Origin of the sequence: Fictibacillus nanhaiensis (genome assembly GCF_036213205.1) — a bacterium.
GTDB lineage: Bacteria > Bacillota > Bacilli > Bacillales > Fictibacillaceae > Fictibacillus > Fictibacillus nanhaiensis_E.
This window is the reverse complement of record NZ_JARMFC010000004.1, coordinates 61,233-84,700: the sequence shown is the minus strand read 5'-3', so window position 1 is coordinate 84,700 and position 23,468 is coordinate 61,233. Positions and strand designations below refer to the sequence as shown.

General features: G+C 41.8%; 22 protein-coding genes. 3 read left to right on the top strand and 19 right to left on the bottom strand.

Features of this window, described 5'->3' with window-relative positions; translation table 11 throughout:
• Positions 1 to 33 precede the first annotated feature (33 nt).
• Positions 34 to 303 (top strand): hypothetical protein, encoded by a 270-nt coding sequence (locus P4V41_RS04400; RefSeq protein ID WP_328083578.1) that lies wholly within the window; start codon positions 34 to 36, stop codon positions 301 to 303.
• A gap of 237 nt (positions 304 to 540) precedes the next feature.
• Here the strand turns inward: P4V41_RS04400 and P4V41_RS04395 are convergent, their stop codons facing one another.
• The 5 genes from P4V41_RS04395 to P4V41_RS04375 form a co-directional block, all read right to left on the bottom strand.
• On the bottom strand, positions 541 to 1,440 hold the full coding sequence (locus P4V41_RS04395; protein WP_328083577.1) for a stalk domain-containing protein: 900 nt from the start codon (positions 1,438 to 1,440) through the stop codon (positions 541 to 543).
• A gap of 135 nt (positions 1,441 to 1,575) precedes the next feature.
• Complete coding sequence (locus P4V41_RS04390; protein WP_328083590.1) at positions 1,576 to 5,913, bottom strand: alpha-amylase family glycosyl hydrolase; 4,338 nt, start codon at positions 5,911 to 5,913, stop codon at positions 1,576 to 1,578.
• Positions 5,914 to 6,401: 488 nt separating this feature from the next.
• Positions 6,402 to 6,614, bottom strand: a complete 213-nt coding sequence (locus P4V41_RS04385) for a hypothetical protein (protein ID WP_328083576.1) — start codon at positions 6,612 to 6,614, stop codon at positions 6,402 to 6,404.
• A 163-nt stretch (positions 6,615 to 6,777) separates the two neighbouring features.
• Positions 6,778 to 7,254, bottom strand: coding sequence for a GNAT family N-acetyltransferase (locus tag P4V41_RS04380; protein WP_328083575.1), 477 nt, complete (start codon positions 7,252 to 7,254; stop codon positions 6,778 to 6,780).
• A 21-nt stretch (positions 7,255 to 7,275) separates the two neighbouring features.
• Positions 7,276 to 7,872, bottom strand: coding sequence for an SGNH/GDSL hydrolase family protein (locus tag P4V41_RS04375; protein WP_328083574.1), 597 nt, complete (start codon positions 7,870 to 7,872; stop codon positions 7,276 to 7,278).
• A 124-nt stretch (positions 7,873 to 7,996) separates the two neighbouring features.
• Between P4V41_RS04375 and P4V41_RS04370 the strand changes: the two genes are divergently transcribed.
• Positions 7,997 to 9,031: a class I SAM-dependent methyltransferase gene (locus P4V41_RS04370; protein ID WP_328083573.1), complete on the top strand. Its 1,035-nt coding sequence runs from the start codon at positions 7,997 to 7,999 to the stop codon at positions 9,029 to 9,031.
• Between the two features lie 293 nt (positions 9,032 to 9,324).
• Here the strand turns inward: P4V41_RS04370 and P4V41_RS04365 are convergent, their stop codons facing one another.
• From P4V41_RS04365 to spoIID, 9 genes are all read right to left on the bottom strand, one after another.
• On the bottom strand, positions 9,325 to 10,011 hold the full coding sequence (locus P4V41_RS04365) for an HAD family hydrolase (protein WP_328083589.1): 687 nt from the start codon (positions 10,009 to 10,011) through the stop codon (positions 9,325 to 9,327).
• Between the two features lie 141 nt (positions 10,012 to 10,152).
• On the bottom strand, positions 10,153 to 10,578 hold the full coding sequence (gene fabZ, locus P4V41_RS04360; protein ID WP_066398842.1) for a 3-hydroxyacyl-ACP dehydratase FabZ: 426 nt from the start codon (positions 10,576 to 10,578) through the stop codon (positions 10,153 to 10,155).
• A 136-nt stretch (positions 10,579 to 10,714) separates the two neighbouring features.
• Positions 10,715 to 11,002, bottom strand: a complete 288-nt coding sequence (locus P4V41_RS04355) for a DNA-directed RNA polymerase subunit beta (protein WP_066398845.1) — start codon at positions 11,000 to 11,002, stop codon at positions 10,715 to 10,717.
• A 15-nt stretch (positions 11,003 to 11,017) separates the two neighbouring features.
• Complete coding sequence (locus tag P4V41_RS04350; protein WP_328083572.1) at positions 11,018 to 11,845, bottom strand: flagellar hook-basal body protein; 828 nt, start codon at positions 11,843 to 11,845, stop codon at positions 11,018 to 11,020.
• Positions 11,846 to 11,857: 12 nt separating this feature from the next.
• Positions 11,858 to 12,691: a flagellar hook-basal body protein gene (locus P4V41_RS04345; RefSeq protein ID WP_328083571.1), complete on the bottom strand. Its 834-nt coding sequence runs from the start codon at positions 12,689 to 12,691 to the stop codon at positions 11,858 to 11,860.
• A 385-nt stretch (positions 12,692 to 13,076) separates the two neighbouring features.
• Positions 13,077 to 14,072, bottom strand: a complete 996-nt coding sequence (locus P4V41_RS04340) for a rod shape-determining protein (protein ID WP_197128328.1) — start codon at positions 14,070 to 14,072, stop codon at positions 13,077 to 13,079.
• Between the two features lie 195 nt (positions 14,073 to 14,267).
• Positions 14,268 to 14,534, bottom strand: a complete 267-nt coding sequence (spoIIID, locus tag P4V41_RS04335) for a sporulation transcriptional regulator SpoIIID (RefSeq protein WP_007203593.1) — start codon at positions 14,532 to 14,534, stop codon at positions 14,268 to 14,270.
• Between the two features lie 545 nt (positions 14,535 to 15,079).
• Complete coding sequence (locus tag P4V41_RS04330) at positions 15,080 to 16,045, bottom strand: M23 family metallopeptidase (protein WP_328083569.1); 966 nt, start codon at positions 16,043 to 16,045, stop codon at positions 15,080 to 15,082.
• Between the two features lie 186 nt (positions 16,046 to 16,231).
• On the bottom strand, positions 16,232 to 17,272 hold the full coding sequence (spoIID, locus tag P4V41_RS04325; RefSeq protein ID WP_328083568.1) for a stage II sporulation protein D: 1,041 nt from the start codon (positions 17,270 to 17,272) through the stop codon (positions 16,232 to 16,234).
• A gap of 194 nt (positions 17,273 to 17,466) precedes the next feature.
• Here spoIID and P4V41_RS04320 point away from each other — a divergent pair, with 194 nt between their 5' ends.
• The gene (locus P4V41_RS04320; RefSeq protein ID WP_328083567.1) at positions 17,467 to 18,081 is read left to right on the top strand and encodes a DUF3298 and DUF4163 domain-containing protein; all 615 of its coding nucleotides are present in this window, start codon (positions 17,467 to 17,469) and stop codon (positions 18,079 to 18,081) included.
• A gap of 62 nt (positions 18,082 to 18,143) precedes the next feature.
• Here P4V41_RS04320 and P4V41_RS04315 read toward each other — a convergent pair whose 3' ends face one another.
• From P4V41_RS04315 to P4V41_RS04295, 5 genes are all read right to left on the bottom strand, one after another.
• Entirely contained in the window at positions 18,144 to 19,811 is a 1,668-nt protein-coding gene (locus P4V41_RS04315; RefSeq protein WP_328083566.1) for a M4 family metallopeptidase, read from the bottom strand.
• A gap of 245 nt (positions 19,812 to 20,056) precedes the next feature.
• Entirely contained in the window at positions 20,057 to 20,203 is a 147-nt protein-coding gene (locus P4V41_RS04310) for a lmo0937 family membrane protein (RefSeq protein WP_137791095.1), read from the bottom strand.
• A 337-nt stretch (positions 20,204 to 20,540) separates the two neighbouring features.
• Positions 20,541 to 21,854, bottom strand: a complete 1,314-nt coding sequence (murA, locus tag P4V41_RS04305) for a UDP-N-acetylglucosamine 1-carboxyvinyltransferase (protein WP_328083565.1) — start codon at positions 21,852 to 21,854, stop codon at positions 20,541 to 20,543.
• Between the two features lie 30 nt (positions 21,855 to 21,884).
• Positions 21,885 to 22,631, bottom strand: coding sequence for a YwmB family TATA-box binding protein (locus P4V41_RS04300; RefSeq protein ID WP_328083564.1), 747 nt, complete (start codon positions 22,629 to 22,631; stop codon positions 21,885 to 21,887).
• Between the two features lie 109 nt (positions 22,632 to 22,740).
• Positions 22,741 to 22,974, bottom strand: coding sequence for a DUF1146 family protein (locus P4V41_RS04295; RefSeq protein ID WP_144696969.1), 234 nt, complete (start codon positions 22,972 to 22,974; stop codon positions 22,741 to 22,743).
• Between the last annotated feature and the right edge of the window lie 494 nt (positions 22,975 to 23,468).

Here is a 23,468-nt window from a genome sequence, read left to right as displayed (position 1 = left end):
TTACATAAACAAAAAAACAGGAGTGTTTTAGGGATGAAGTATTTTATCAATGTGAATAGAAGTGTAGAAGAAGAGTATGGAAAGATGTTTGTATATGATCCTGAACGCAACAAGGAGAACAAAGACGAGCTGGAAGTGTTGAACAATCTTGACGAACAAGACAAAGGAAAGCCTTATATCTTTCCGAAGAGCTTCTTGTTAGAGGTTTCAGCTGAGGATTATGAGAGGTATGTAGAGGCGAAGAGAAGTAATAAAGATGTGGAATCAGTTACTGAGGCGATATTTAATAGGTATAAAAGATAAAGAGCTGCCAAGTTAGGCAGTTCTTTTTGTTCTATGGGTCAAATTATCATCGCTATGAGTTTAAAATAGGTTTCTATGGGTCAAACTCGCCATCCTATGAGTCAAAATAGACGTTCTATGAGTCCCGCATATTTCTATGAGTCAAAATCTAAGCTCTATGAGCCAAAACTGCTATTCTATGGGTCATTCCCCATTCTCCCACTCAAAAAAAGATGCCTCATCATGAGGCATCCCCTTTTAAGGACGAATAAACATCTGTGTCCAGTATGTCTTGTATCCTGTTGTACCTTTCATATAACCCACACCAATTTGTGTGAAGTTATCACTCAAAATGTTCGCTTTGTGACCGGGGCTGTTCATCCAGCCTGTCATAACAGCACTTGTTGTCGTATAACCGGCAGCAATGTTTTCTCCTGCTGAAGTATACGTAATCCCAAACTGCTTCATCATATCAAACGGTGAGCCATATGTTGGAGACGTGTGGTCAAAATAGTTTTTCACAAGCATATCCCGAGATTTTTCTCTTGCGACATTGCTCAATGTAGGGTTTAAAGCTAACTCTTTTTTGCCGTTATTCAAACGGTTTTTATTAACAGAAAAGAACGTTTCAAGTTCGTACACATTTTGTTTACTGATCGTTCCAGTTGATAAGTGAGTCTTATAAGTTGGATCTGTTAGATGAAGTGACCCGGTTTCATTATAAGTCGCAGTATTTGTGCTTCCATCCCACGTTACATCATATCCGTAAGCTTCACCAACTAGACGGAGCGGTATGTATGTACGATTATTAATAATGGCTGGTTTGATATCAGATTGCTGAATATAGAATTTATTATTGTATTGTTTTTCTAAAAATGGTGATTGAATATTAAGTGCAAGCTTAGCTGTTGTTCCATACTTTGATAGTTGCGAGGTAACCATGTTTGTTTCTGAATTCCATTTCACTTCAGCGTTCATTGATTCAAAAACCGGTCTGAGTGGAACTAACAATCTATTGTTTTGCACAATAGGTTTCTCATCTGGGAAAACAACACTATCATTTCCGACCTTCACATTAAATGACTCTGCAGATACATCTGTGCTATTAATTCCTAAGACGAATAAACCTGCAGCAAGTAAACTCATAAAATACTTCATACTCTTACCCCCTCTAAAATCATATATGAATATAGCATATTTTTTCTTAAGTAAATCTTTAAAACTAAAACAGTAAAGAAAATGTAATGAAAGGAAAAAGATGCCGCTCCCGAAGAGAAGCGACACCCTACCAAACTAATTCTTATTAATCGTCATCACAATATCTTTCGTGTTCTTCCCAATTGCTCCACCGTCGTTTTTGAAAATAGTCGTTTTGTTCTCTTCTGACGGTTCAATATGAATGTTCAGCTTGTTCTCTCCTGCACTCAAGTTCACCGTGTGTGAGAACGTCATGTCATCGTTGATGGTAACCGGCTGGCCGTTGATCGTCATCACACCTTCTTTGATGGCATTTCCTTTTAGGGTGATCGTGTCAGATGTTACAGTCTGGCCATCTGAATGAGAGGTTACGACAACCGGCATATCGATCCATCGTAAGATCTTATCTTGAACGACCATCGAGTTGCCGCCTTGGTTCGTTACAACAAAGCTCAAGTCTGTTCCTGTTGCCCCGTAACCGTAATAACTTACATCATCATCGTTTTGATTACTCGGTGTATGATCAGCAAGACCTTCTTGATCCCAAGAGCTGTTCTTCGCGTATTTGTAGGTAATAACTTCGCCTTCTTGCGCTTCAAACGTATATTCATAATCGTTGGTTACAGCGCCGCCACGTGTCATCTTCCACGCACCTGTGTTCCAGCCGTTCTTGCTGCCTGGCATCGTAACATCCACGCCTTGTGGTGTATAAGCTGGTGCGTTTACTTTCATTGTGACTTTTACCATAACAAGATCTGGCATAACTTGAACGGCGTTCGACTTCACGCTGTTACCGGCTTTGTCGTATATGTGCACTTCATACGTATAGACTTTTCCGTTCGTTACGTTCAGATCTTTGTACGTTGTGGCACTTGTATCAAGGACTTGATCAATGACTTCTCCATCACGAACGATCGTGAATAGATAAGGCTCGTTCGCTCCTTCTACAGACCATTTCAGATTCACTTGTCCTGACTCTTGCGCTGGTTCTTCCAATGTTACAGATGTTGCAGGAGCAGTCGTGTCATCGCCTTTTGTGAACGTAACCGTCTTTGTTTCACTTGTTACCCACGTTCTGCCTAGATCGGTTGAGAACGCATAACGATATTGATACGCTCCCTCTTTAAAAGGTAAGAAATCTGCGCTAAACGTATTAAATTCTCCGTTTTGAGCGGTGTACGTTCCTTTATGAGTTGTCCAGTCCGTCTTGCCTGGTTCTTTCACTTGCAGCTCACTTTGTAAGCCTTCTGCAAGATCCGTCTCTGTTTCACCTGTTATCTTGATATCAGCTGAAACCGTTTGTGGCTTAGATAGGTCGATCACGCCATTCTTTAACGCTGTTACATTTGAAATGTTATAGTTTCCGTTCTTTAACGCCACATGCGGAATCGCGGCTTTTGATTCTGTTTTTAAAGATTCGTTGTTGTTTTTATCGATCGCAACAACCGCGAAATAATATTTGCGTCCGTTGTCCAAGTTATCGATCTTGATTGAGTTACCTTTCGTTTCTGCTACCTTTTCATAAAAAGCACCAGAGATTGTTGTTTGATAGATTGCGTAACGTTTTGCGTCACCTTTCCAGAAAAGCGAAACTGCGTGACTGCTTTCTGACGCTTTTACAACTTTCACAGCTTTTGGCGCCTTCAGATTCTGGTGCTTGTCCGAAACGAGCATACGACCGCTCATCGCCGGAACCGTTACCGATAACTTTCCATTCTTTACAGCTGTTTTATATTTTTTGTTCAGCTGATCTGTTAGCTTTACGTTGTTTACGATCAGCTTCTTCACGTCTAGTTCAACCGTCTTGTCTTCGTTGCCGCGGTTTGTGATTACAAGCGCTGCATTTTTCTTATCTGTACGAGCATAAGCAAGTACATCTTTTTCAGCGTATAGATGGTGAAGCTCCCCATAGCTGAAGAGATCGTGGTAATCACTACGCACTTTTCCGATGTTTTGATAATGCTTAATAAGATCTTTGTCTTCAAATCCCCATGGATATGTTCTTCGGTCGTCCGGATCTTTAGAACCTGTAACTCCTGCTTCATCTCCATAATAAAGAGTTGGTGCTCCTGCATAACCCATCTGTAAGATTGCCGCGAGCTTCAGTCGTTTCACGCCTAGCTCGTGATTATATTTCGGATCCAGCTCTGCACGCTCGTAAGAATCTGTTCCGTTTCCAAGGATAAACGCTGCACGAGGTGTATCATGAGACCCCATCAAGTTCATCAACGCGTAAAACGCTTCTTGCGGGTAATCCTCAAACACGGCGTTCATCTGGTTTTCTGCACCTTCTGCGTTACCGTTCTTCAAGTAATCAATCATCGCACCACGAAAACGGTAGTTCATCACAGAATCATACAGATCACCAAGGAAGTATTCAGACGCATCATCCCAGATCTCACCTAGAATGAGTGGATCATCTTTCTTGCCTTCCTTCAGCTCTTTTCGGAACTCTCTCCAAAACTCTGTATCTACTTCGTTCGCAACATCCAATCGCCAGCCTGATGCACCGCGATCTAGCCACGATTTTGCAGCAGAATCTTTGTCATACATGATATAGTCTGCGAAAAGCTGGTTGTTCAACTCAGAATCATAGTCTACCGCCTCACCTGGAATCGATTTGATCTCAGGAAGTGAGTCAAAGCCCCACCACGCCTGGTATTTATAAACGCCGTTCACTTTTTCGTTCTCGATGTTAAACCAATTATGAAAGCCGTATGGACTAAACTCTTGTCCTTCTTTCTTAAACTTCGCTTCTGTTTGTTTTTTCGCTTCTGTTTCTGTTAAGCCTTTTGTACTCATCAGGTCGTAGATGCTTGCCCAATATTCGTACGCTCCGACCGTTTTATATTTACCGTATCGATCAAAATAGATCGAATCGTCTCCAACATGGTTGAATACACCATCAAGAATCAAGTGCATCTTGCGTTTTTTCAGTTCTTTTGTAAAAGCCTTAAATTCTTCTGGTGATCCAAACATCGGATCCATCGCTTTATAGTCTGTCGCGTCATATTTATGATTTGATGCTGCATGTGCGACTGGGTTTAAGTAAAGTGTATTAACTCCAAGTGACTCAATATAATCTAATTTCTTTTGAATACCAGCAATATCGCCGCCAAAGAAATCGTTCGACCAGATCTCGTCTCCATCATAGCCTTCTGTTTCTGCTTGACGAGGGTTGTCCGGCAGCTCATTCCAATCTCGGTGCTCGATCGGTTCAGTGCCACGTGCTGTTGTTTTGGCTTTGTCGTTCTTCTTGTTTCCGTTATAAAAACGGTCCGGGAAGATCTGATACACAACCGACTCTTTCATCCAGTCAGGTGTTTTGTAAGACGGGTCGTATACGGTCATCTGGAATAGAGCGGCGTTCGTATCAGATGCTGCTCCTTTTCCACCCTCACCCGTGTCTTCTCCATATTCTTTTACCGCATCGCCATCGCGCGCGGTGAATTTATAGCCGTACACCCCTTTTTCTTCAGGTGTAACTGTAGCTTCCCAAAGCTCGATGTCTTCGCCGTTCACTGTCGTCCAACCTGCGTTCACCATATCTTTGACCGTCGTATTGCCGGAGTTATAGTTACGAAGATATAGCTTTGCTGCTGTTAGATCGCCTTTCTTTGTTTGCAGGCGCAGTGTTACGTCTTGTCCAGCTTTGATCGCTCCAAACGGAGCACGAAACGCTTCGTTCCAAGTGTCATGGTGAAGCCTACCTGCGTTCACGCTGCCATCCGGAAGACCCGCATCATAGTTCGTGTACACTTCTTTTGTGTCATGATTGTAAAAAAACGTGATCTCTGCGTCTTTCAGTACATTTAATTTCATGTTGTCTGCCGGGTAATTTGGTGCATCCCAATTATTGCCGAGCACTACTTTAAATTCGTGCTTTCCTTTTGGCACTTGAGCGGTGTATGTGTAGATGTTGTCACCGTCCTCATCTTGTAATAGTGCGGTCGATTCACCTGGCGTCCACTCGCCGCCCGCTCCGATATCCGGCTGAATATCACCTACGATTCGCGGTGTTTTTTCGGTAGGAAGTGGTTCTGGAATCGTTAGTTTGTGAGTCGTGTCATCATAAACAAATGTAACTTCTTTTTCCTTGTCGATCGTCAGCTTGTAGTTGTCACCGCCTTGCTTTCCATCAACTCCATAGTTCTCGTCCCATGAACCATTGATGGCGACCTTGTATTCATAGGTACCGGCAGGAAGTTTTCCAGTGAGCTTGTACTTTCCGTTCGGTTGAAGTTCCATCTTTGTAGCAGTGTCTGCAGGGTTCCAGTCACTAGAACCACCAAGTTCAGATTGCAGATCTCCAACGAGTGTTACGGTTCGCTCCACCGCTTTTGTTGAAGATGGTTGTATGAGTAGCGAAGATGCAAACGTTTGCAAAATAAGCGTAAAAAGCAATAACCAAGAAACTCTGTTGCGAGATTTCATTTTCCTCACTTCATTTCCCCCTTTTTGTAGTGTGCAATTTAGCGAAAGCGTTTGCACAAATGCTTTTAAGATAACGCTTTCATTCCTTTAATTATGCCATGTTTTCTTTTCTTAGAAATGAGTCATTCGGCTGATAAAAATGGTCTTAAATGGGTATATTTTCATATTTTTCAGATAATGGTATGCGTGTTTACTTAGGGGCTGAGTTAATTCCTTATACAGACCGTAGATATGAGATGTTGAAACAAGCTTTTTTTCAGTTTGTGCGTAAATGAAGAAAAAGTGTGTGAAATACGGCATGAGATGTGCGTAATTGGTGTCGAAATGTGTGTAAGTATTCATGAAGTGTGCGTAAATCACCAATATATGTGCGATCGTGTAATATTTATAAGAACGTGTACCGTAAAAATGCTACCGACGTTAAGAATACCTAAATAAATCAAAACCGGGTCCTCTCTGGAAGGTAGAGGCCCGGCACTTCTTCTATCTTATTCAGCTGACTCTTCTGTTGATTCCTCATCTGTTGAAGTTTCTTCTTCTGTAGAACCTTCTTCATCGGTCGTTGTTTCTTCATCTTGAGTCTCTGTTTCTTCCGTGTTTGTTTCTTCATCAGTATTCGTGTTTTCCGCGTTGTTACATGCAGTGATTAACATAATTGCCAAAAGAGATGCTCCGATTTTAGCCAAAAACGTTTTGCTCATTGTTCAATTGCTCCCTTCGGATTTTCATTATGATTTTGCATGAGTATGGGATTTCCCTGTCCCTGTTCAGAATATATCATGAAAAAAACCCGAAAAGACGCAATTTACCAAGTCATAACCAACACTTTACAATTCTAAAATCAGCTTTATATTAGCTTAATAATCAAACATCAAAATGCAGCACATATTGGGGACCGACTGGACCAGGTTTGATCTGGCCACGATCAACAAAGCCCACTTTTTCGTAAAGCTTTTTCGCTGAATCGTTTTTAAAGTTTACGGCTAGTATCAGTTCATTGACTTCCGGAAAGTGTTTGGAAACGAATGCAGGCAGCTGCAGCATCGCCTCTTTTGCGTACCCTTTTCCTTGCTCGGAATGATTGATGGATAGCGCACGAATCACCATCGCGTTTGGGTTTGCAGTAAAATCCTGAATATTTTCCCCCTTATGCAGAACGACAAAACCGACTGTTTTGCCGTGTGCCTCAATAACCACAGGATGACGTCCACGATCTTCTTCACACTTTATTAACGCCTCATTCGGCATGGCAGTGAATTTTTCTTGCTCCTGAGGTAAATAAAATGCGTTTAACGCCTCTCGATGCATTTCGTTAAAGAATGTTAGTAATGTGTTTGTCATCTATGTAACTCCTGTTCGGTTTTATTGGGTAACAAGTGATTCTGCCGCTTCCAGCCAAGTTTTTGCCATAAGTTCATTTCCTTTACGCCTCATATGTACACCGTCTGTTGTTAAGGACACATCTGGTTTTTTGTTTATATGGTTGATAAAAATTTCATGTGTAGGTACGAGTACAGCTTGAAATTCTTGTGCTAACTTTCGGACCACTTCTACATACGGAATCAACAGCTGATTTCCTTGAGATTCTGTATTTTCTTTTATGATTGTTGGTTCCATAAGGACGAGTTTTGTTTTTGTTGAAAGTTGCGATAACAAATCTCGGTAAACCTCCTCAAACTGAGAAACATCGATCTGCTGCAATTGAGGGCTGTCGAGCTGTCTCCACACATCGTTGATCCCGATGGAAACAGATAAGAGGTCAGGCTCAAGATCAATTACATCTCGCTGCCACCGAAAAGCAAGTTCTGTCACACGATGTCCGTTCACACCTTTATTGATCACGGTTACTTCCTTTGGCAAGACTTCTTTAATCATGCGAACATAACCGTCTCCAAGTCGATCTGCGTCTGTGTTTTTATTTGAAGCTGTAATGCTGTCACCGATAAAAATAATCTTCATATCCATTTCCCTCCCTGTTTTCTTTATTCTATTTTATCATGTTGAAGCGAAATGTTAGGTTTTAGAGGATTTTACATACTTTCTTTGAATATCTATAAAAAATCCTTTTTAAGGAGGGCTTATCATGCTTGAAACCGCTGTTCAGCAACCGAAAACGTTTGGCCAAACGGAAGTGAGACCGTCATATCGAATGGATTTGCGTCAGTATAGAGACAGAAAAGAATATGAAAAGTTTGTAAAAGTAAATACGGTGAACGATTGGTCTACTGTGACGTGGAAAGATATTGGCAAACCGTATGAAGTGACTTCTTTTTCAAAAGAAAAAACAGAGTGGGAAAAAACGCACGGTGAGATGCTCCCGGTCCATACATCCTGGACGATGTTCAACCAGTCCTTTCACGAGTGGTTCTCTAAGGATGTACCCACTGAGATTGGTGAGAAAAAAGGGGCATTTTTAAAAAGTTTAACAAGCTTCAAACCTAGTGAAGTAAAGACCGCACTTGGTGATTACGTGCGGATCCACCTCTGGAATTATGTGCACCGCATTCAAGACGGCATCTGGGATCCGCGCGGAAAGAGAGCGTTGTTCGAAGGACTGGATGTGGATAAGCCTCGCATTCTATTTTTAGGAGCTGCTGAAGGCTATGAGGCGATGCAGCTTAGTGCGATGTATCCTGACGGCGAGGTAGTGATGGTGGATTATGATCCCTTCTGCCGAGATGCACGGTTCGCAGAGTTTCCTGAGTCTTATCCGTTTTTAGGGAAAAATTCACGAACAGGCGGAGATAAAGTTTATTATAAGGACGACTTCAACATCTCGTATGTTGTGGATGATATCCGCAATCTGCCATATGGCAAAGAGTTCGATATCGTGCTCAGCGTCGGTTTGTTAGAGCATTTTCCAGACTCTATGAAAGCTGAAGTCGTTGAATGGCATCGAAAGTTTTTGAAACCGAGCGGCTATATCGTGATGACAACGCCTCGTGCGCAAATGCGTTCCAAACTGTATTACGAGATCATGGCGGATGTGATGAACCATACGTATCGCGAACTGATGACGTTAGAGCAGATGGGGCTCTATTTACATGAAAATGGTCTAGAGATTTTGCATCATGGTTACATTAAGGTGCATAACGGAATCGTGGCGAGGGCGAAATAGGCATTTAGTTTGAAACCTGGAGGGTGCTCCAGGTTTTTTTGATGTGTTCTTTGTATTGGGCACTTCGTTAGTTGTGATGTGATTGAGGTTAGCAAAATACCCTTAGCTAATAGCGAATCCTGTCGAAAATCGGATAAATAATTTTATACGCGAATTTATTGAGCTTATACCTGGAATTATTGAGCTTATCCGTGGATATAAAAGGAATTACCTCGTAATAATTATGTAGTGTCCGTCATATGCGGACATAGGGAGATTGTGTTTTTTCTACAAGTACACTTAACTCATATTTTCTATTTGTTCAGCTTTGGATTTGAATAGAGGGTGTTTTTTAACAAGACTTCTCTTAATTCAGAGACAGTTTTAACAATAGTAGTAGGTTTTGCAGCTGTAAGTTCCTCTATTGATCCATATCCGTATGTAACACCTATTGAATCAATATCTGTGTTACGTGCGCCAATCATGTCATGCTTTCTATCACCGATCATGATGAACAATTCCTTTGGTTGGTCGCTGTAATAGTGAAGAATATGTTGAATAATCTCCGTTTTACTCGTTCGTGTTCCGTCAAGATTGCTGCCAACGATCAAGTCGAAATGATGATGTATGTTGAAGTAATTTAAAATTTCTTCAGCAAACACAGTAGGTTTAGAAGTTGCGATAACTAATGTATGGCCATTCTCTTTTAGTTCTTGAAGAAGGGAAGGAATATGTTCGTAAAGTGTATTCTCGTACATGCCTATGTCTTTGAATCTTTCACGATAGTGCGTGATGGCTGTTTCTATCTGCGTTTCATCAAAGGAATAGAATTCTGAGAAAGATTGCTGAAGCGGGGGTCCAATAAAAGATTCTAAGTCATCCAGATTCTCTTCTGTGATTCCCATTCTTCTCAGAGCAAATTGAACAGATTTTGTAATACCCTTTTTTGGATCAGAAAGAGTGCCGTCTAAGTCAAACAAGACATATTCATAATTTTTTATCATGATTTATTCTCCTTCGAGCAGCCGTATTTTGAAGTGTCAAAAATAAAATAGCATAAAAAGAAAGCTTGAAATAGGACATACACCCCTAAGGAAATGCTCCATTTCAAGCTTTTATGATAATTGTGTGGGGTCAGACCCCTATTTGCCTAGTGCGAAGGTGATCTCGACTTCGCAGGCTACTTGGCCATCAACGGTTGCGATACCTTTTCCTTTACCGATCGAACCGCGCACGCGTGTCATCTCAACTTCTAGACGAAGCTGATCTCCTGGTACCACTTGCTTTTTAAAACGGCAGTTATCAATACCTGCGAAAAATGCAAGGCGTCCGCGGTTTTCTTCTTTTTTCAGCATCGCGACTGCCCCTACCTGCGCAAGCGCTTCTACAATCAATACGCCTGGCATAACCGGGTACTCTGGGAAGTGGCCGTTGAAGAATTCTTCATTCGCTGTAACATTCTTGATCCCGACAGCGCGCTCTCCTTCTTCTACTTCTAAAATACGGTCGATCAGCAAGAACGGATAACGGTGCGGAATGATTTCTTTTATTTCTTCGATTGTTAGCATATACAAACATCACCTTTCTTTTTCACTCATTGTTTCTAATCTATTTTCATTATACTTGGTATTGTTACCTGGTACTAATTTTACATCAAAAGAAAACAATGACTACATTCATTGTCATTGTTTTTTTATTATATCTTTACGCATCTTTTTCTACAAGGTCGATGATGTGTGTCCATGTTTCTTTTTCAAACACATTCATCGGTTTGCCGTCACCAATCACGCCATAGCCAACCATCGTACCAACAGCAAAGCAGACGATGATTCCACAGACAAGAAGCAGAAGACGCAGCCAGATTGGAAAGCTTCTTTTCGTTCGGCGTTGATACCATTGTTTCTTCTCTTCTTTAGAAGACGTTTCTTTTTCTTGGTAACGCTGTGTTTTCGGTTTTTCGTTTTTATTCAACTCTTGCATCTTATTCGTCATACAAACCTACCTCATTTAGCGAAGCCCGTTTACTAACCCCATCATCTGGTCAGCAATTGTAAGAGAACGCGCATTAAATTGATAAGAACGCTGTGTTTGAATCATTTCCGTCATCTCCGTAGAGATATTTACGTTCGAGGATTCGAGTGCACCTTGCTGAACGAAGTTACCTGCTCCAGCATTTACTTCCTCTATCAGTTGATTTAACGGAATGTCCTGTGGCGCTTGCAAGTTCTGTCCGACAGATAACATTAACTGCGGCCGAACCATGTTCACAATCGCTAGCTGCCCTGATTCAACAATCGCTCCATTATTTAACGTTACCGAAACTTGGCCGTTTTGTCCAATGGTAATTTTGCTATGGTCAGCTGGAATCGTAATCGGTCCGTCTACACCCATTACTTTATTGCCCTCAGACGTTACAAGTTCCATCACATTTGCATTGTTAGCAGACGGTGACAAATAGAACGCACCGTCCCTTGTGAACTGCTGCGTTACGTTTCCGTTGTTATCCACGCCCGAAATCTGAAAATAAAAGCTAGGCTGTGTGAGCGCTACATCAAGAAGTCGTCCTGTCTGCTGCAGCGTGCCTGCTTCTAAACTAAGTGCAGTTGAAGAAACACGTGCTCCGCTGCCAAGACGGATTCCGTTCGGTGTTAGACGGCCCGCTTCTGTCGGATTCAGTGCTTCACTATTAATCTGCTGAAAAAGAATATCAGAAAATTGCGCCTCACGTCTTTTATAGCCGTTCGTCGTGCTGTTCGCCATATTATTTGAGATGGTATCAAGCTTATGCTGCAGCTGACCCATCGTTACTGCTGCTGAAATCATAGACTGGTTCATGTTTTGATCCCCCTAGCCGATCCGGCCAATTTCGTTCGATGCTTTTTCCATCGTTCGATCATAGGCTTGAAGTACTTTTTGATTGGCTTCAAACGCACGATATGCCGTCAGCATCTCTGTCATCGTCTGTTCGGTGTTCACGTTCGAACGTTCTACAAAACCTTGCTGCACGTTGTACGTGATGTTTGGATTTCCAAGAGCACTCGGTGCGTTCCCGTTTCCATCAAGTCTGAACAAGCCTGACCCCTCTTTTACAAGATTGTTAGGATTCGTAATGTGCGCAACATCGATCTGCCCTGCAACTGCACCGTTATCGATGACCGTACCGTCTTTGTTCACTGTAAAATTATCGCTTCTCACCGTGATCGGATTGCCATCTGTTCCTAGCACATAATACCCTTCAGGCGTTACAAGACTACCTTCTGCATCCACTGAAAAGTGGCCATTTCTCGTGTAGCGCTCTTCACCGTTCACGTTCAATCGGAAAAAGAGTCCGCCCGGCTTTCCAGTTTCCGGATCAAGTGGAACTTGTCCTTGAAGAAGCGCCATATCTGTTTTGATCCCCGTCTCGCGCATGTCTCCTTGCAAAAAGTTAGGTGTCGTTTCCTGCACGTAAACACCTGTTGATAGTGCAGCAGGTCCTATCGGGTAGTTATTCGGCAGTTTTTTTCCGTTCATTTCTGTTTCACCCATATGCTGAAGCAGCATCGTTGGGAACGTGCGCAGACTCGCATTGTCCGCTTTATATCCAGGCGTATTCGCATTCGCCATGTTGTTTGTTAAAATTTCTTGTTTGCGCTGCTGTGCCAGCATGCCAGCTGCAGCATTATAAAAGCCTCTTAACACGGAGTATTCCTCCTGTATTTGTAATCTGGACACAAAATGTCTCATCTGTTGTATCGACAGTTTTTTACAATTATTAATAGATTTCTGCAAAAATAATGAGATTCCTTTTTCATGATGAGGGATTTGTCCTAGAGGTGGTGAGGAGGAGTAAAGTAACTTGGAGCAGCGGACCCTACCCCTTTGTTTGTCGAAAAGCCTATAAATCCATTTGAAGGACTATAAATTTCTGTGAAGGACTATAAAAGGTTTTTCAGGGCTTATAAATTTTATTTTAGGGCCTATAAAGTTTAACTTAGGGCCTATAAGCTGGTTCTCCTGCTCATTTACCCTTCACACCTTCTACACAAAAACAAAATGCCACCCAATACGGGCGGCATTTCCATCATTAAAACACTTTTCTTTTCGCAATTTTATCCATATGTTCAAGCATTAAGCCTGTTCCGTTCGCTACGGCTCTCATCGGCTCTTCTGCGATCAACACAGGCACTTTCAATTCATCTGCAAACAGCTGGTCGATTCCGTGAAGAAGCGCTCCCCCACCTGTTAGCATAATCCCACGGTCGATGATGTCAGCGGATAATTCAGGCGGCGTTTTTTCTAGAACGCTCTTTGCCGCTTGAACGATCACCATCACAGGCTCCATCAATGCACGTTGGATTTCTTTAGATCCTACTGTAATCGTACGAGGAAGTCCTGATACCATGTCACGACCACGGATTTCGAGCTCTTCATCACGCTCGTAAACAGTAGCGACGTTCAACTTAATGTTTTCAGCCGTACGTTCACCGATTAACAGCTTGTACTCTTTTTTGATATATTGAAGGATTTCAGTATCGAACTTGTCCCCAGCCATTTTAATAGAAGAGGACGTAACGATATCTCCCATACTCAAGACCGCAATGTCAGTTGTGCCACCACCGATGTCCACAACCATATTGCCGCTCGGCTGGAAGATATCCATCCCCGCCCCAATTGCAGCCACTTTCGGCTCTTCTTCAAGAAAGATATGTTTTGCTCCGCACTTTTGCGCAGCTTCTCTGATCGCTTTTTGCTCAACAGACGTAATGTTCGTTGGTGTGCAGATCAAGATTCTAGGCTTGGCAAACATGCCTTTTACATTAATCTTATTAATAAAATGTTTCAGCATCTGCTCGGTTACTTCAAAGTCAGCGATAACGCCGTCTTTTAACGGGCGGATCGCTACGATGTTTCCAGGTGTACGGCCTACCATGCGGCGGGCCTCTTCTCCTACTGCGAGTGCTTTTCCGGTATTCGTGTCGATCGCAACGACAGATGGCTCATCGAGTACGATCCCTTTTCCTTTTACATAAATCAGTACATTAGCGGTACCAAGGTCAATTCCAACGTCCCTTGAAAACATGTTATATCCTCCCTGTTAACATCCATACAATATAATGACATTTTAAGTAAAAAATCGAAGTTCTATCCAATTTATCATTATATCATAAGTCTGTCGAACAAGGTGAAATATTGTCAAAAATTAATTATTTGAGACCGGAACGAAAAGGCACATAATGTAATATCGTTTCATCTAGCATCCTTACATCTTATAAACTTACTGAACAACTTCCTCTGTGCCTTTTTTGTACTTTACGCGAGTCGCTTCTCCACCTCTCAAGTGGCGGATGGACTTATGGTATTCGAGGATCTCTTTTACGTTGTTTGCAAGATCAGGATTAATTTCAGGCAGCCGCTCGGTGAGGTCTTTATGCACCGTGCTTTTGGAAACCCCGAATTCTTTTGCGATCATGCGGACTGTTTTTCTTGTCTCCACGATATACCGTCCTATCTTGATGGTTCGCTCTTTGATGTAATCGTGCACACCACTCGCCTCCCTAAAATGGATGTGAGAGATGCGATAGAGACTTGTATGAACAAGCTACGTGACAAGTTATGTTGTCATCTTCGGCTTATAAGTATTGCTTCCATTCCCCTTTTTCCACCGCAGCCATAGTACGATTTCTCACCGCTCACCCTCAATTGAATTATTGTAGGTTTGTAACATCTTATTAACCAAGTTTTCGTTATATGCCTAAATCTCAACTGGGACAAGGGGAAATGTCCATATTTGTGAAAAAACCTGCATAAACAGTTGGAAAATTAAGTTATTTAATGAATGTGAAGGAAAGAAAAATTTTTGTTTACGGTACGTGTTTTTATATGTATTACTCGTTCGCCGGTAATCATGCTTGTTTCACCGATAATACGTTTGCGACCACCTGAGAACTGCTCCGTTACACCGGTGATGAACCCATCACCGCCTGAAAAAAGAATCGTTTCACCGATAAATGGTCACAGCTGCCTACCAATCCGGATAAAAAACGGAAAAACTGCCTCGATAGAACCGAGACAGCTTCCTTTTTGCTATTATTCGTTAGCACCAGAGTCGTCTGCTGCAGGAGCATTCGTATCTTCTGCTGATTGAGATGATGATTCTTGCTCACGGTTGGCATCTTTGCCATCTTTCGTGTCTTTCATATCTTTTGTATCTTTAGAATCCTTTGTGTCCTTTGTATCTTTAGAACCTTTGTCTTCAGACTTTGGTGCTGACTTCTTTTCTTCAGCAGGCTTTTTCTCTTCAGCCTTCTTCTGCTCTTCTACTGCTTTTTTCTCTTCCGCTTTTTTCATCTCTTTACGAGAATCATCAACAGCGGTTGCAAGTTGTGCAACAGATTGGTCCCAAGCCATCACTGGGTCGACTGCTTCTCCGTCTTTACGAACTTCGAAGTGTGCGTGGATCTTCGCATCTGTATCATATGCGTTCTCACCAGCTTGTCCTAAAACCGCGCCTTGCTTCACTTGGTCACCTTGCTTAACAGATACAGAAGCAAGTGATGAGTAGTGTGTAACTACACCTTTGTCATGCTCTACTTCTACTACGAATCCAAGTGCAGGATCTTTCGCTACTTTTACAACGTTACCACTTAGTGCTGCTGTTACGTCGAATGCTTTGTTATCAGCAGTCGCTAAGTCGATACCGCGGTTTTGGTAGTAGATATTGTTATAGAATACAAGGGCTGCTTCTTGTTCTTGAGCCGGAGCTTCTGGGCTAAAGAAATCTTTAACAACTTCAATGGCTTCAGGATCAGCAACTGGCATTTGGAAAACTTCTTTTGTAAGAGATACAGGCACTGCTGCTCCATTGTCCTCTAATGCGCTATCTGGAGTATTATTATTCTCCGTATTCTTCGCATCGTTTTGATACCATAGAACAGAAGTTAGAATGACTGCTGCAAAGCTTAAATATACTGCAGGATAAACCCAACGTTTTTTCATAGCACTCTTACCTTTCATCGGTACTGTTTTTTTGTTTTGTTTTTCTTCTTCTTTCATTTTTCATCACCTCAGCAACAAGTTTGAACAGAATTCTGAAAATATATACTTTGGTGCAAAATTTTTTTGAAAGTTTCTTTCGACATTTAAAAAAACCGCTAAATGCCTTATGACATCTAGCGGTTTCCTCAAAATGATAAAGAGGGGGTCTGACCCGGGTCAGACCCCCTACAATTTCCACACAATTTACTGAGGCTGATACGCGAGCCCCTTGTCAGCGATTGGTTTATAATCCGTAATCTCTATTCCTTTGTAATAATGATTCACGATCTCTTTGTACGTCTTTCCTTCTTTTGCCATCCCGTTCGCACCATATTGGCTCAATCCCACTCCGTGACCGTAACCTCTCGTTGTTACGGTAACCTGCTTTCCTTTTTTCTTCATCTGGAAATCAGTCGATCGCAGCTCCAGCTTCTCTCGCACTTCTTTACCAGTGAACTCTTTTTTACCAATCGCCCATTTGCCGATTCGTTTTCCGCTCGTTGTGGCTACGACTTTTCCGATCTGACCGTCCTTTGTTAGTGAGACCCCTAGCTTCTGCTCTACCGTACTGACTGGCAGCTGGATAGTCTCTGTGTATTTAGGAGACTCTTTTTTATCCCATGGACTTTCTACACTTCGTAAATACGGATATTCGTTCTTCCAATAATCCTCGGAATTCACGGTGAAGCCATTGCTTGTAGAAAAGAAACTCGCTTGAATCGGATCTCCTTCGTATGTTAGGATCTGTCCTTTTGTCTCAGAGACCGCTTTGATGATCTTCTCTATTTTTTTGTTGAAATCATCTCCCCAAAGCGTTTCTAGCTCTTCGTTTCCTTTGTACACTTGATGCATTACCGTGTCTGACACGACTGCTCCTTCTGGCAGACTATCATCTTTGCCGCGGTTTAGTAGAGCTTTTACAATAAACGTTCGTGCCGTCAGTGCTTGCGCTTTCAACGCTTCTATCTCAAAGTCTGCCGGCATTTCAGAAGCGACCACTCCTGCTACATATTCTTCTAACGGGATGTTCTGAACCGTATCCATCGATACCCTAAAAACCGGTACAACGATGTCTGAATGCGGGACTTCTAAAGCTAGCACTCTCTCAGATTGGCGTTCTGACTTCTCTTCTTTCCACTCGGGAGGTGCTGACGAAAATGGTAGTACAAGTATCGTCGGAAGAAGGACGATGATAGCGACAAAAATAGCTAGAATCCAAATCAGCGGCTTTATATTTACATTCACGTTCCCATGCCCTCCTAGATTGTTATCTACCATACAACTTATACAAAAAGAGAAGCATTTAGAACTCAAAACTAGCATTTTTACAATTGAAATGAGCTACTTAGATTCTTCATTTACAAGTTTTGTTTCAGGGACTGAGACAGGCATTTCCTCGCATAATATGAAGAGATGATCAGCACGAAAGGGTGAACAGCATGGACAGTTTTCAGCCTCCTGTCTTGGTTCGTACGCTCACGTATGCACCTGGCAATATTAAGATTTACTACCCGCAGATCGAAGGCAAGATCAACCCTCGTATTCAGCAGCAAGTAAACACAAGAATCGTTCAGATCAACGAGCAGCTCGCAAATTACCAAAATCCTGAGGCTCGTCCGGGCATGTATGGAGAGTTTGCCGTTAAAACAAATGAGAAGAACATCTTGAGCATCGGCTTCTTAAATTTTGCCTATACACCTATGGCCGCTCATGGCATGACCTATATCAAATCAGAGACGTGGGATCTATCTACAGGAAAAACGTATCAGTTAAAAGATCTCTTTAAACCCGGAAGCAATTATGTGGAAGTCATCAACCGTCATATAAAAGAACAGCTTAAATCGCGGCAAATCGACACGCTCGAACCGTTCAAAAGCATCCGGCCAGATCAAGATTTTTATATCGCTGATAAGTCGCTCGTGGTATATTTTCAGCTATACGAGATCACCGCATATGTATATGGATTTCCCATGTTCCCTATCTCAGTTTTTGAATTCCAGGACATTATTGATGAGAACGGACCGCTCGGAAAAATGGCGGTAAATGGGTTGTAAACAGACAACAATAAAAACCCTGACCTCCATATATAGAGATCAGGGTTATTTCTACTACTGAATTAGTTCACACCAACCGCATCATACGATTTTTTCACTGCCGCTACTTCTGGAGAGGTTGCTCCATAAAGGTCAGATGCTGATTGAACAAGAGCTGCTCTTGCTTGGCTGAAGTTTGAGGAAGCTGTTAAGTATACCGTGTTTGCTCGGTAATAGATCGCTCCAACTTTTTGGTTGCCGATCGCTGGAACCGTTACACCATAATGCGTTCCACCAACTGCCAGCAGATATGCCGCTTTGTTGATGATCCCACTGTTGATGTGTACCCCGCCATTGTCGCCTGTTCCCGTGTAGCGAACCGAGTAATGATCAGGATCTTGATATTTCGTCGGATCGCTCATCGAACGAAGCGCGTCATTCGGCGTTCCTGGTGTGTAGATATCCTCTCCGATCTCATAGTCCGGGTTGTTATTTTCATGATGCTCGACAAGCGTACCGAAAATATCAGACATCGCTTCATTCAACGCACCAGACTCGTTTTGGTAGATCAGATCAGATGAGAAATCTGTTACAGCATGTGTTAATTCATGGGCAACAACATCCAATCCACCTGATAAGGACACAAACGTCGAGCCGTCGCCATCACCGTAGACCATCTGCTGTCCGTTCCAGAACGCGTTGTTGTAATTACGGCCATAGTGAACCGTTGATTTTAATGCTGCTCCTTTATTGTCATACGAGTTGCGGTTGAAGACTTCTTTATAATAATCGTACGTCGCACCTGCATAATAGTGAGCATCTACAGCCGCTCTGTCATAAGTCGCGTTCAGCTTGTTATCTGCATCCGCCCATAAACTGCCAGGAAGCTGCTGACGGTTCTTCGCATCGTATGTAAATACGCCGTTTCCTCGCGTGTTATCCTGCAGATAGTACGTACCGTTCGATAATAGTGTGTTCAATGATTTCGTATCGCCAAGGACACCCGTTCCGGTACCAATCGCATTCGTACCTACTAAAGTTCCCCCACCCGTTGGCGGCGCTTTTTGGTCACCATGTGCTTCGTCCAGGTCGTTATAAGAATTCAGGATCTTGCCTGTTACAGCATCCACAAAATAATTATAGTTACCTGGTTCAGGTGATAAGAAGTTTAAATTCACCAAGTACGCATAAGTGGCTTTATCTCCGTTTGTATAAACAACCAGTTCAGATGTTGGATCTGCTTCATATTCAGGTGTGAAACCTAGATCTTTAACAGCTACAGTTACTGCTTTTGCTGCTGTAATTTTTTTTGCGAAGCCTAGCTCTGGTTTACTTTGAAGATCAGGAGTAACCGTTCCTGAAAATACAACGAGCTCTCCTTTTTCGTTCACATGCGCTACTTGCGTCGATCCCCAAACAGGAACCCCTTTATACGTTTGTTGGATGCGCACGAGTTGTCTGCCTAGCTCGTCCTTTGTAACAGACTTAACTATGAACGACTCCGCTGCTTTTTGAGTTCCTAATTTAAACGTTTTTGATTCTTTTTGCAGATAATTGAATACGACTTCTTTTGCTGATTTTGAAGAAGCTTCAGATAGTTTTCCAGAAACAAATGACGGTGTACCTGTTAAGCTGTTCATCTTTTTTGTTGATAAAACATTAACTGGTGCTTCCGCTGATGCTTGTCCTGCTGCTAACGGACTTACTGCAAGTCCAAGTGCCAAACCCCATACCGATAATTGCTTTTTCATCCCTTCCCAATCCCCTTTGCTTCATGAATTTTAAAGCCAGTGGATTTATAATAGCACCTTACGTTTAATTTTCAAACTATTCTCAAAATTTTGATTAAATTGTACTAAAAGCAAAAAATTTCAACAAAAAGCAGGTATTAGGAACTGTTTTTTTGCGCTCATTCGAGTAAATCAATGAATTTTTCCCATTAAAAAAAGCTAGCTATGAAAGCCAGCTTTTACAACCATTTTGATTTTTTTTACAGCTATTTCGATTTTCGACCTTTAATAAAATTTAAAACAAAAACGATCAAGGCGATGACAAGTAAAATATGAATGATACCGCCAGCTACTTTAAAAATGACACCTAATAACCAAAGTACGACTAATATTCCGATAATGGTCCAGAGCATGAATTCGACATCCCTTCATTAATATAAAAAGTATAAGTATACGATTTAGATTTCCCGAATACCTTATGAATTAAACGGAAGGAGGCTCTAAAATCTCTGATGTCGGTGTAAAAATATCGTTTACAGGTGGTTGAACGTGAATCATCGGTCGTAAAATGCTGCGTTCAGGTGGAACTGCACATTTTTCAGGTGCTCACCACCTATTTACCGGCGAACGTGTAACAAAATAAAAAAACGTGTACCGTAAAATCGATTTACAGCTTTTTAATAACTACATGCTCACTAAGAAAACAGAAAAACCCTTCCTCAACAATGAGAAAGGGTTCCTATTCATATATTATGCTAAATTACTTTTTAATGATTGCTCTTCTTTTGCAGGTGTTGCTTTCACATCTTCGTTAACACGCTCGATGTCAGCACCTAATGCAGCCAATTTTCCAGTAAAATCAACATATCCGCGGTCGATGTGCTTCAGCTCAGTTACACGCGTGTAACCATCAGCGACAAGCCCAGCAAGTACCAAAGCAGCACCTGCGCGAAGGTCAGTTGAAGCAACCTCAGCACCTTGCAGATTTACAGGTCCGTTGATTACAGAAGAACGGCCTTCAATTTTAATATCACCATTCATGCGTCGGAATTCTTCCACGTGCATGAAACGGTTTTCGAATACAGTTTCCGTGATTACGCTAGTTCCGTTTGCACGAAGCAATAGCGCCATCATTTGCGACTGAAGATCAGTCGGGAATCCTGGGTGAGGCATTGTTTTAATATCAACAGGTTTTAATTCACGAGGTCCGCGAACACGAAGTCCGTTTCCTTCTTCTTGAATCTGTACACCCATCTCTTCCATTTTTGCGATTAAAGGACGTAGGTGTTCTGCGATTGCATTTTCAACTAAAACGTCACCTTGTGTAATAGCTGCTGCTACCATATACGTACCAGCTTCAATACGGTCTGGAACAACTGTATGCTCAGCACCAACAAGTTCTTCAGCTCCGACAATGCGGATCGTACCTGTTCCTGCACCAATAACTGTAGCACCCATTGCGTTCAGATAGTTAGCTAGACAAACGATTTCTGGTTCTTTTGCAGCGTTTTCGATGATAGTCGTACCTTCAGCAAGTGTTGCAGCCATCATGATGTTCTCAGTAGCTCCTACACTCGGGAAGTCTAAATAAATCTTTGCACCTTGCAAGCGGCCATCAATTTTTGCTTCAATAAATCCATTTCCGATCTTTACTGTTGCACCCATCGCTTCAAATCCTTTTAGATGCTGATCAATCGGACGTGATCCAATTGCGCATCCTCCTGGAAGTGCGATACGAGACAATCCAACACGAGCAAGCAACGGTCCCATAACTAGGAATGATGCTCTCATTTTGCGGACATACTCAAATGGTGCTTCAGTTTTCAATTCATTAGTAGCATCAACAGAAATTTCACCGTTTTCAAATGCTACATCAATATTTAAATAACGTAATACTTCGTTAATCGTAAACACATCAGCTAGACTTGGCACGTCTTTGATCGTGCTCTTGCCTTTACTTGCTAAAATGGATGCTGCGATGACAGGAAGTACGGCATTCTTAGCTCCTTCAACTCGTACAGAGCCCTCTAACCGCCTACCACCACGGACAATGATTTTTTCCAACGATATTCCCCTCCGCGTCCAATTTGTATATTAATATTCAGACGTAATTATTGGTGTGCCAATTGTGACAGTTGTTCTACTGCCCAATCCTTCAGATCGCAGTGCCACCTGAAGATTCATTTTATGTTGATGACCGGTATAAATCGCTTGTTCCCACTGCTCAGTATATGCAGAAAGCGACACAAACGTCTCTTCTTTTAGTTCCTCTACAGGATCACCAGAAAAGGCGCGTACCAATTCATTTGCTTGCGAATACAAATCAACCACCATTTTATCACCGTATGTACCGGTAACACAAGAGAAAATTTTGGGATTTCCTCCAATTGATTGTTCAACACGGCTATCAATCAGGTTCTGGATTTCTTCCCAATTTTGATTTGCATTTACAAGTCCTTCAACCGCATAAATAAAATACGATGCAAATTGATCTTTTTGGGGGTATGTAATGACGGTCATTTTCTCTCTAACCCCGATATCATTACGCTCAAATATTCCGGTCATTTTATAATGTCCGGCTTCCTCTTCAGTTACCGCCCAGCTAAATTTAGGATAATTACGTTTAAGTTCTTCTGCTTGTTTTACATACCCTAGTCCTTTAGATGCAAAACCTGTTTGACCACGAAAATACATAGTCCATTTGTCAGGCGTCGCCCCGCTGTCTTTTAAAACGTCTATTATATGTGTAACTTCATTTGTTTTTTCATCTGTTTTTGCATATCCAGAAGTAATCATAACTAAAAGCAAAATCGCTGTAATCGTCATCGTCCATTTTTTCATTCCCCAGCACATCCTCTCTATTTCTCATTGTTGCCAATGAAACAGAGGATATCCGTGGAAGTTGTAGTCATATTCCGACAAATCCACTACTTCTGTAAAAGTTGTGAAATCATCCAAATAGCTGACTAAGATTCGTGGAATACTGTAAATACTTTAGAAAAAAATCGCTCGCTATGCTTGCTAAGCTGATTACTAGAAGTATGTATAACACTCTAGCTTGCATGACCTTGCCTTTTTTGATCCATTTATCAAAATGTACGGCCTGCAATGCCCACCAAGAGATCACGAGAAACAATAGATGTACGATGATATGTAACAAAGCTTGTTGTCCGATTGGAATCATATAAAAGTCTGACCTCCTCATTACATATTTCGACATCTTAAGCATACGTCTTTCCCAACATTTTAGATAGATACTTTTTCCCTAGTAAAGTGTTATGAAAGCCCTTTCTTTCGATAAGTTCAAAAATTTGTAACGACTAATATATGTCAATCTTGATTAATAGTCGTTTCACTATGATTAGACGAAATAAAACGTAAGAAGTTACGGTAGTTTTGGCTCATTTTTGTGAGGAATTTTTTGTGGGAAAAAAAATTTTTGCTGAGATGTCTTTTTTTTTTTCGTTGGTGGAGAGTTCTTTGTGTGTAAAGTGAGGTGATCTGTGCGTAAGCCGAGTCGAAAGGAGTGAAGCGCGTGTTGAAATGTGCGCAAATAGCTGAAAAGTGTGCGAATGCGTAACAATTTTAGAAAACACTTACCGTAAAACCCACTAAAAAAAGCCCATCAAGAACTCCTAAAAAGGAGAAGCTTAATGGGCTATTACATATTAAATATTT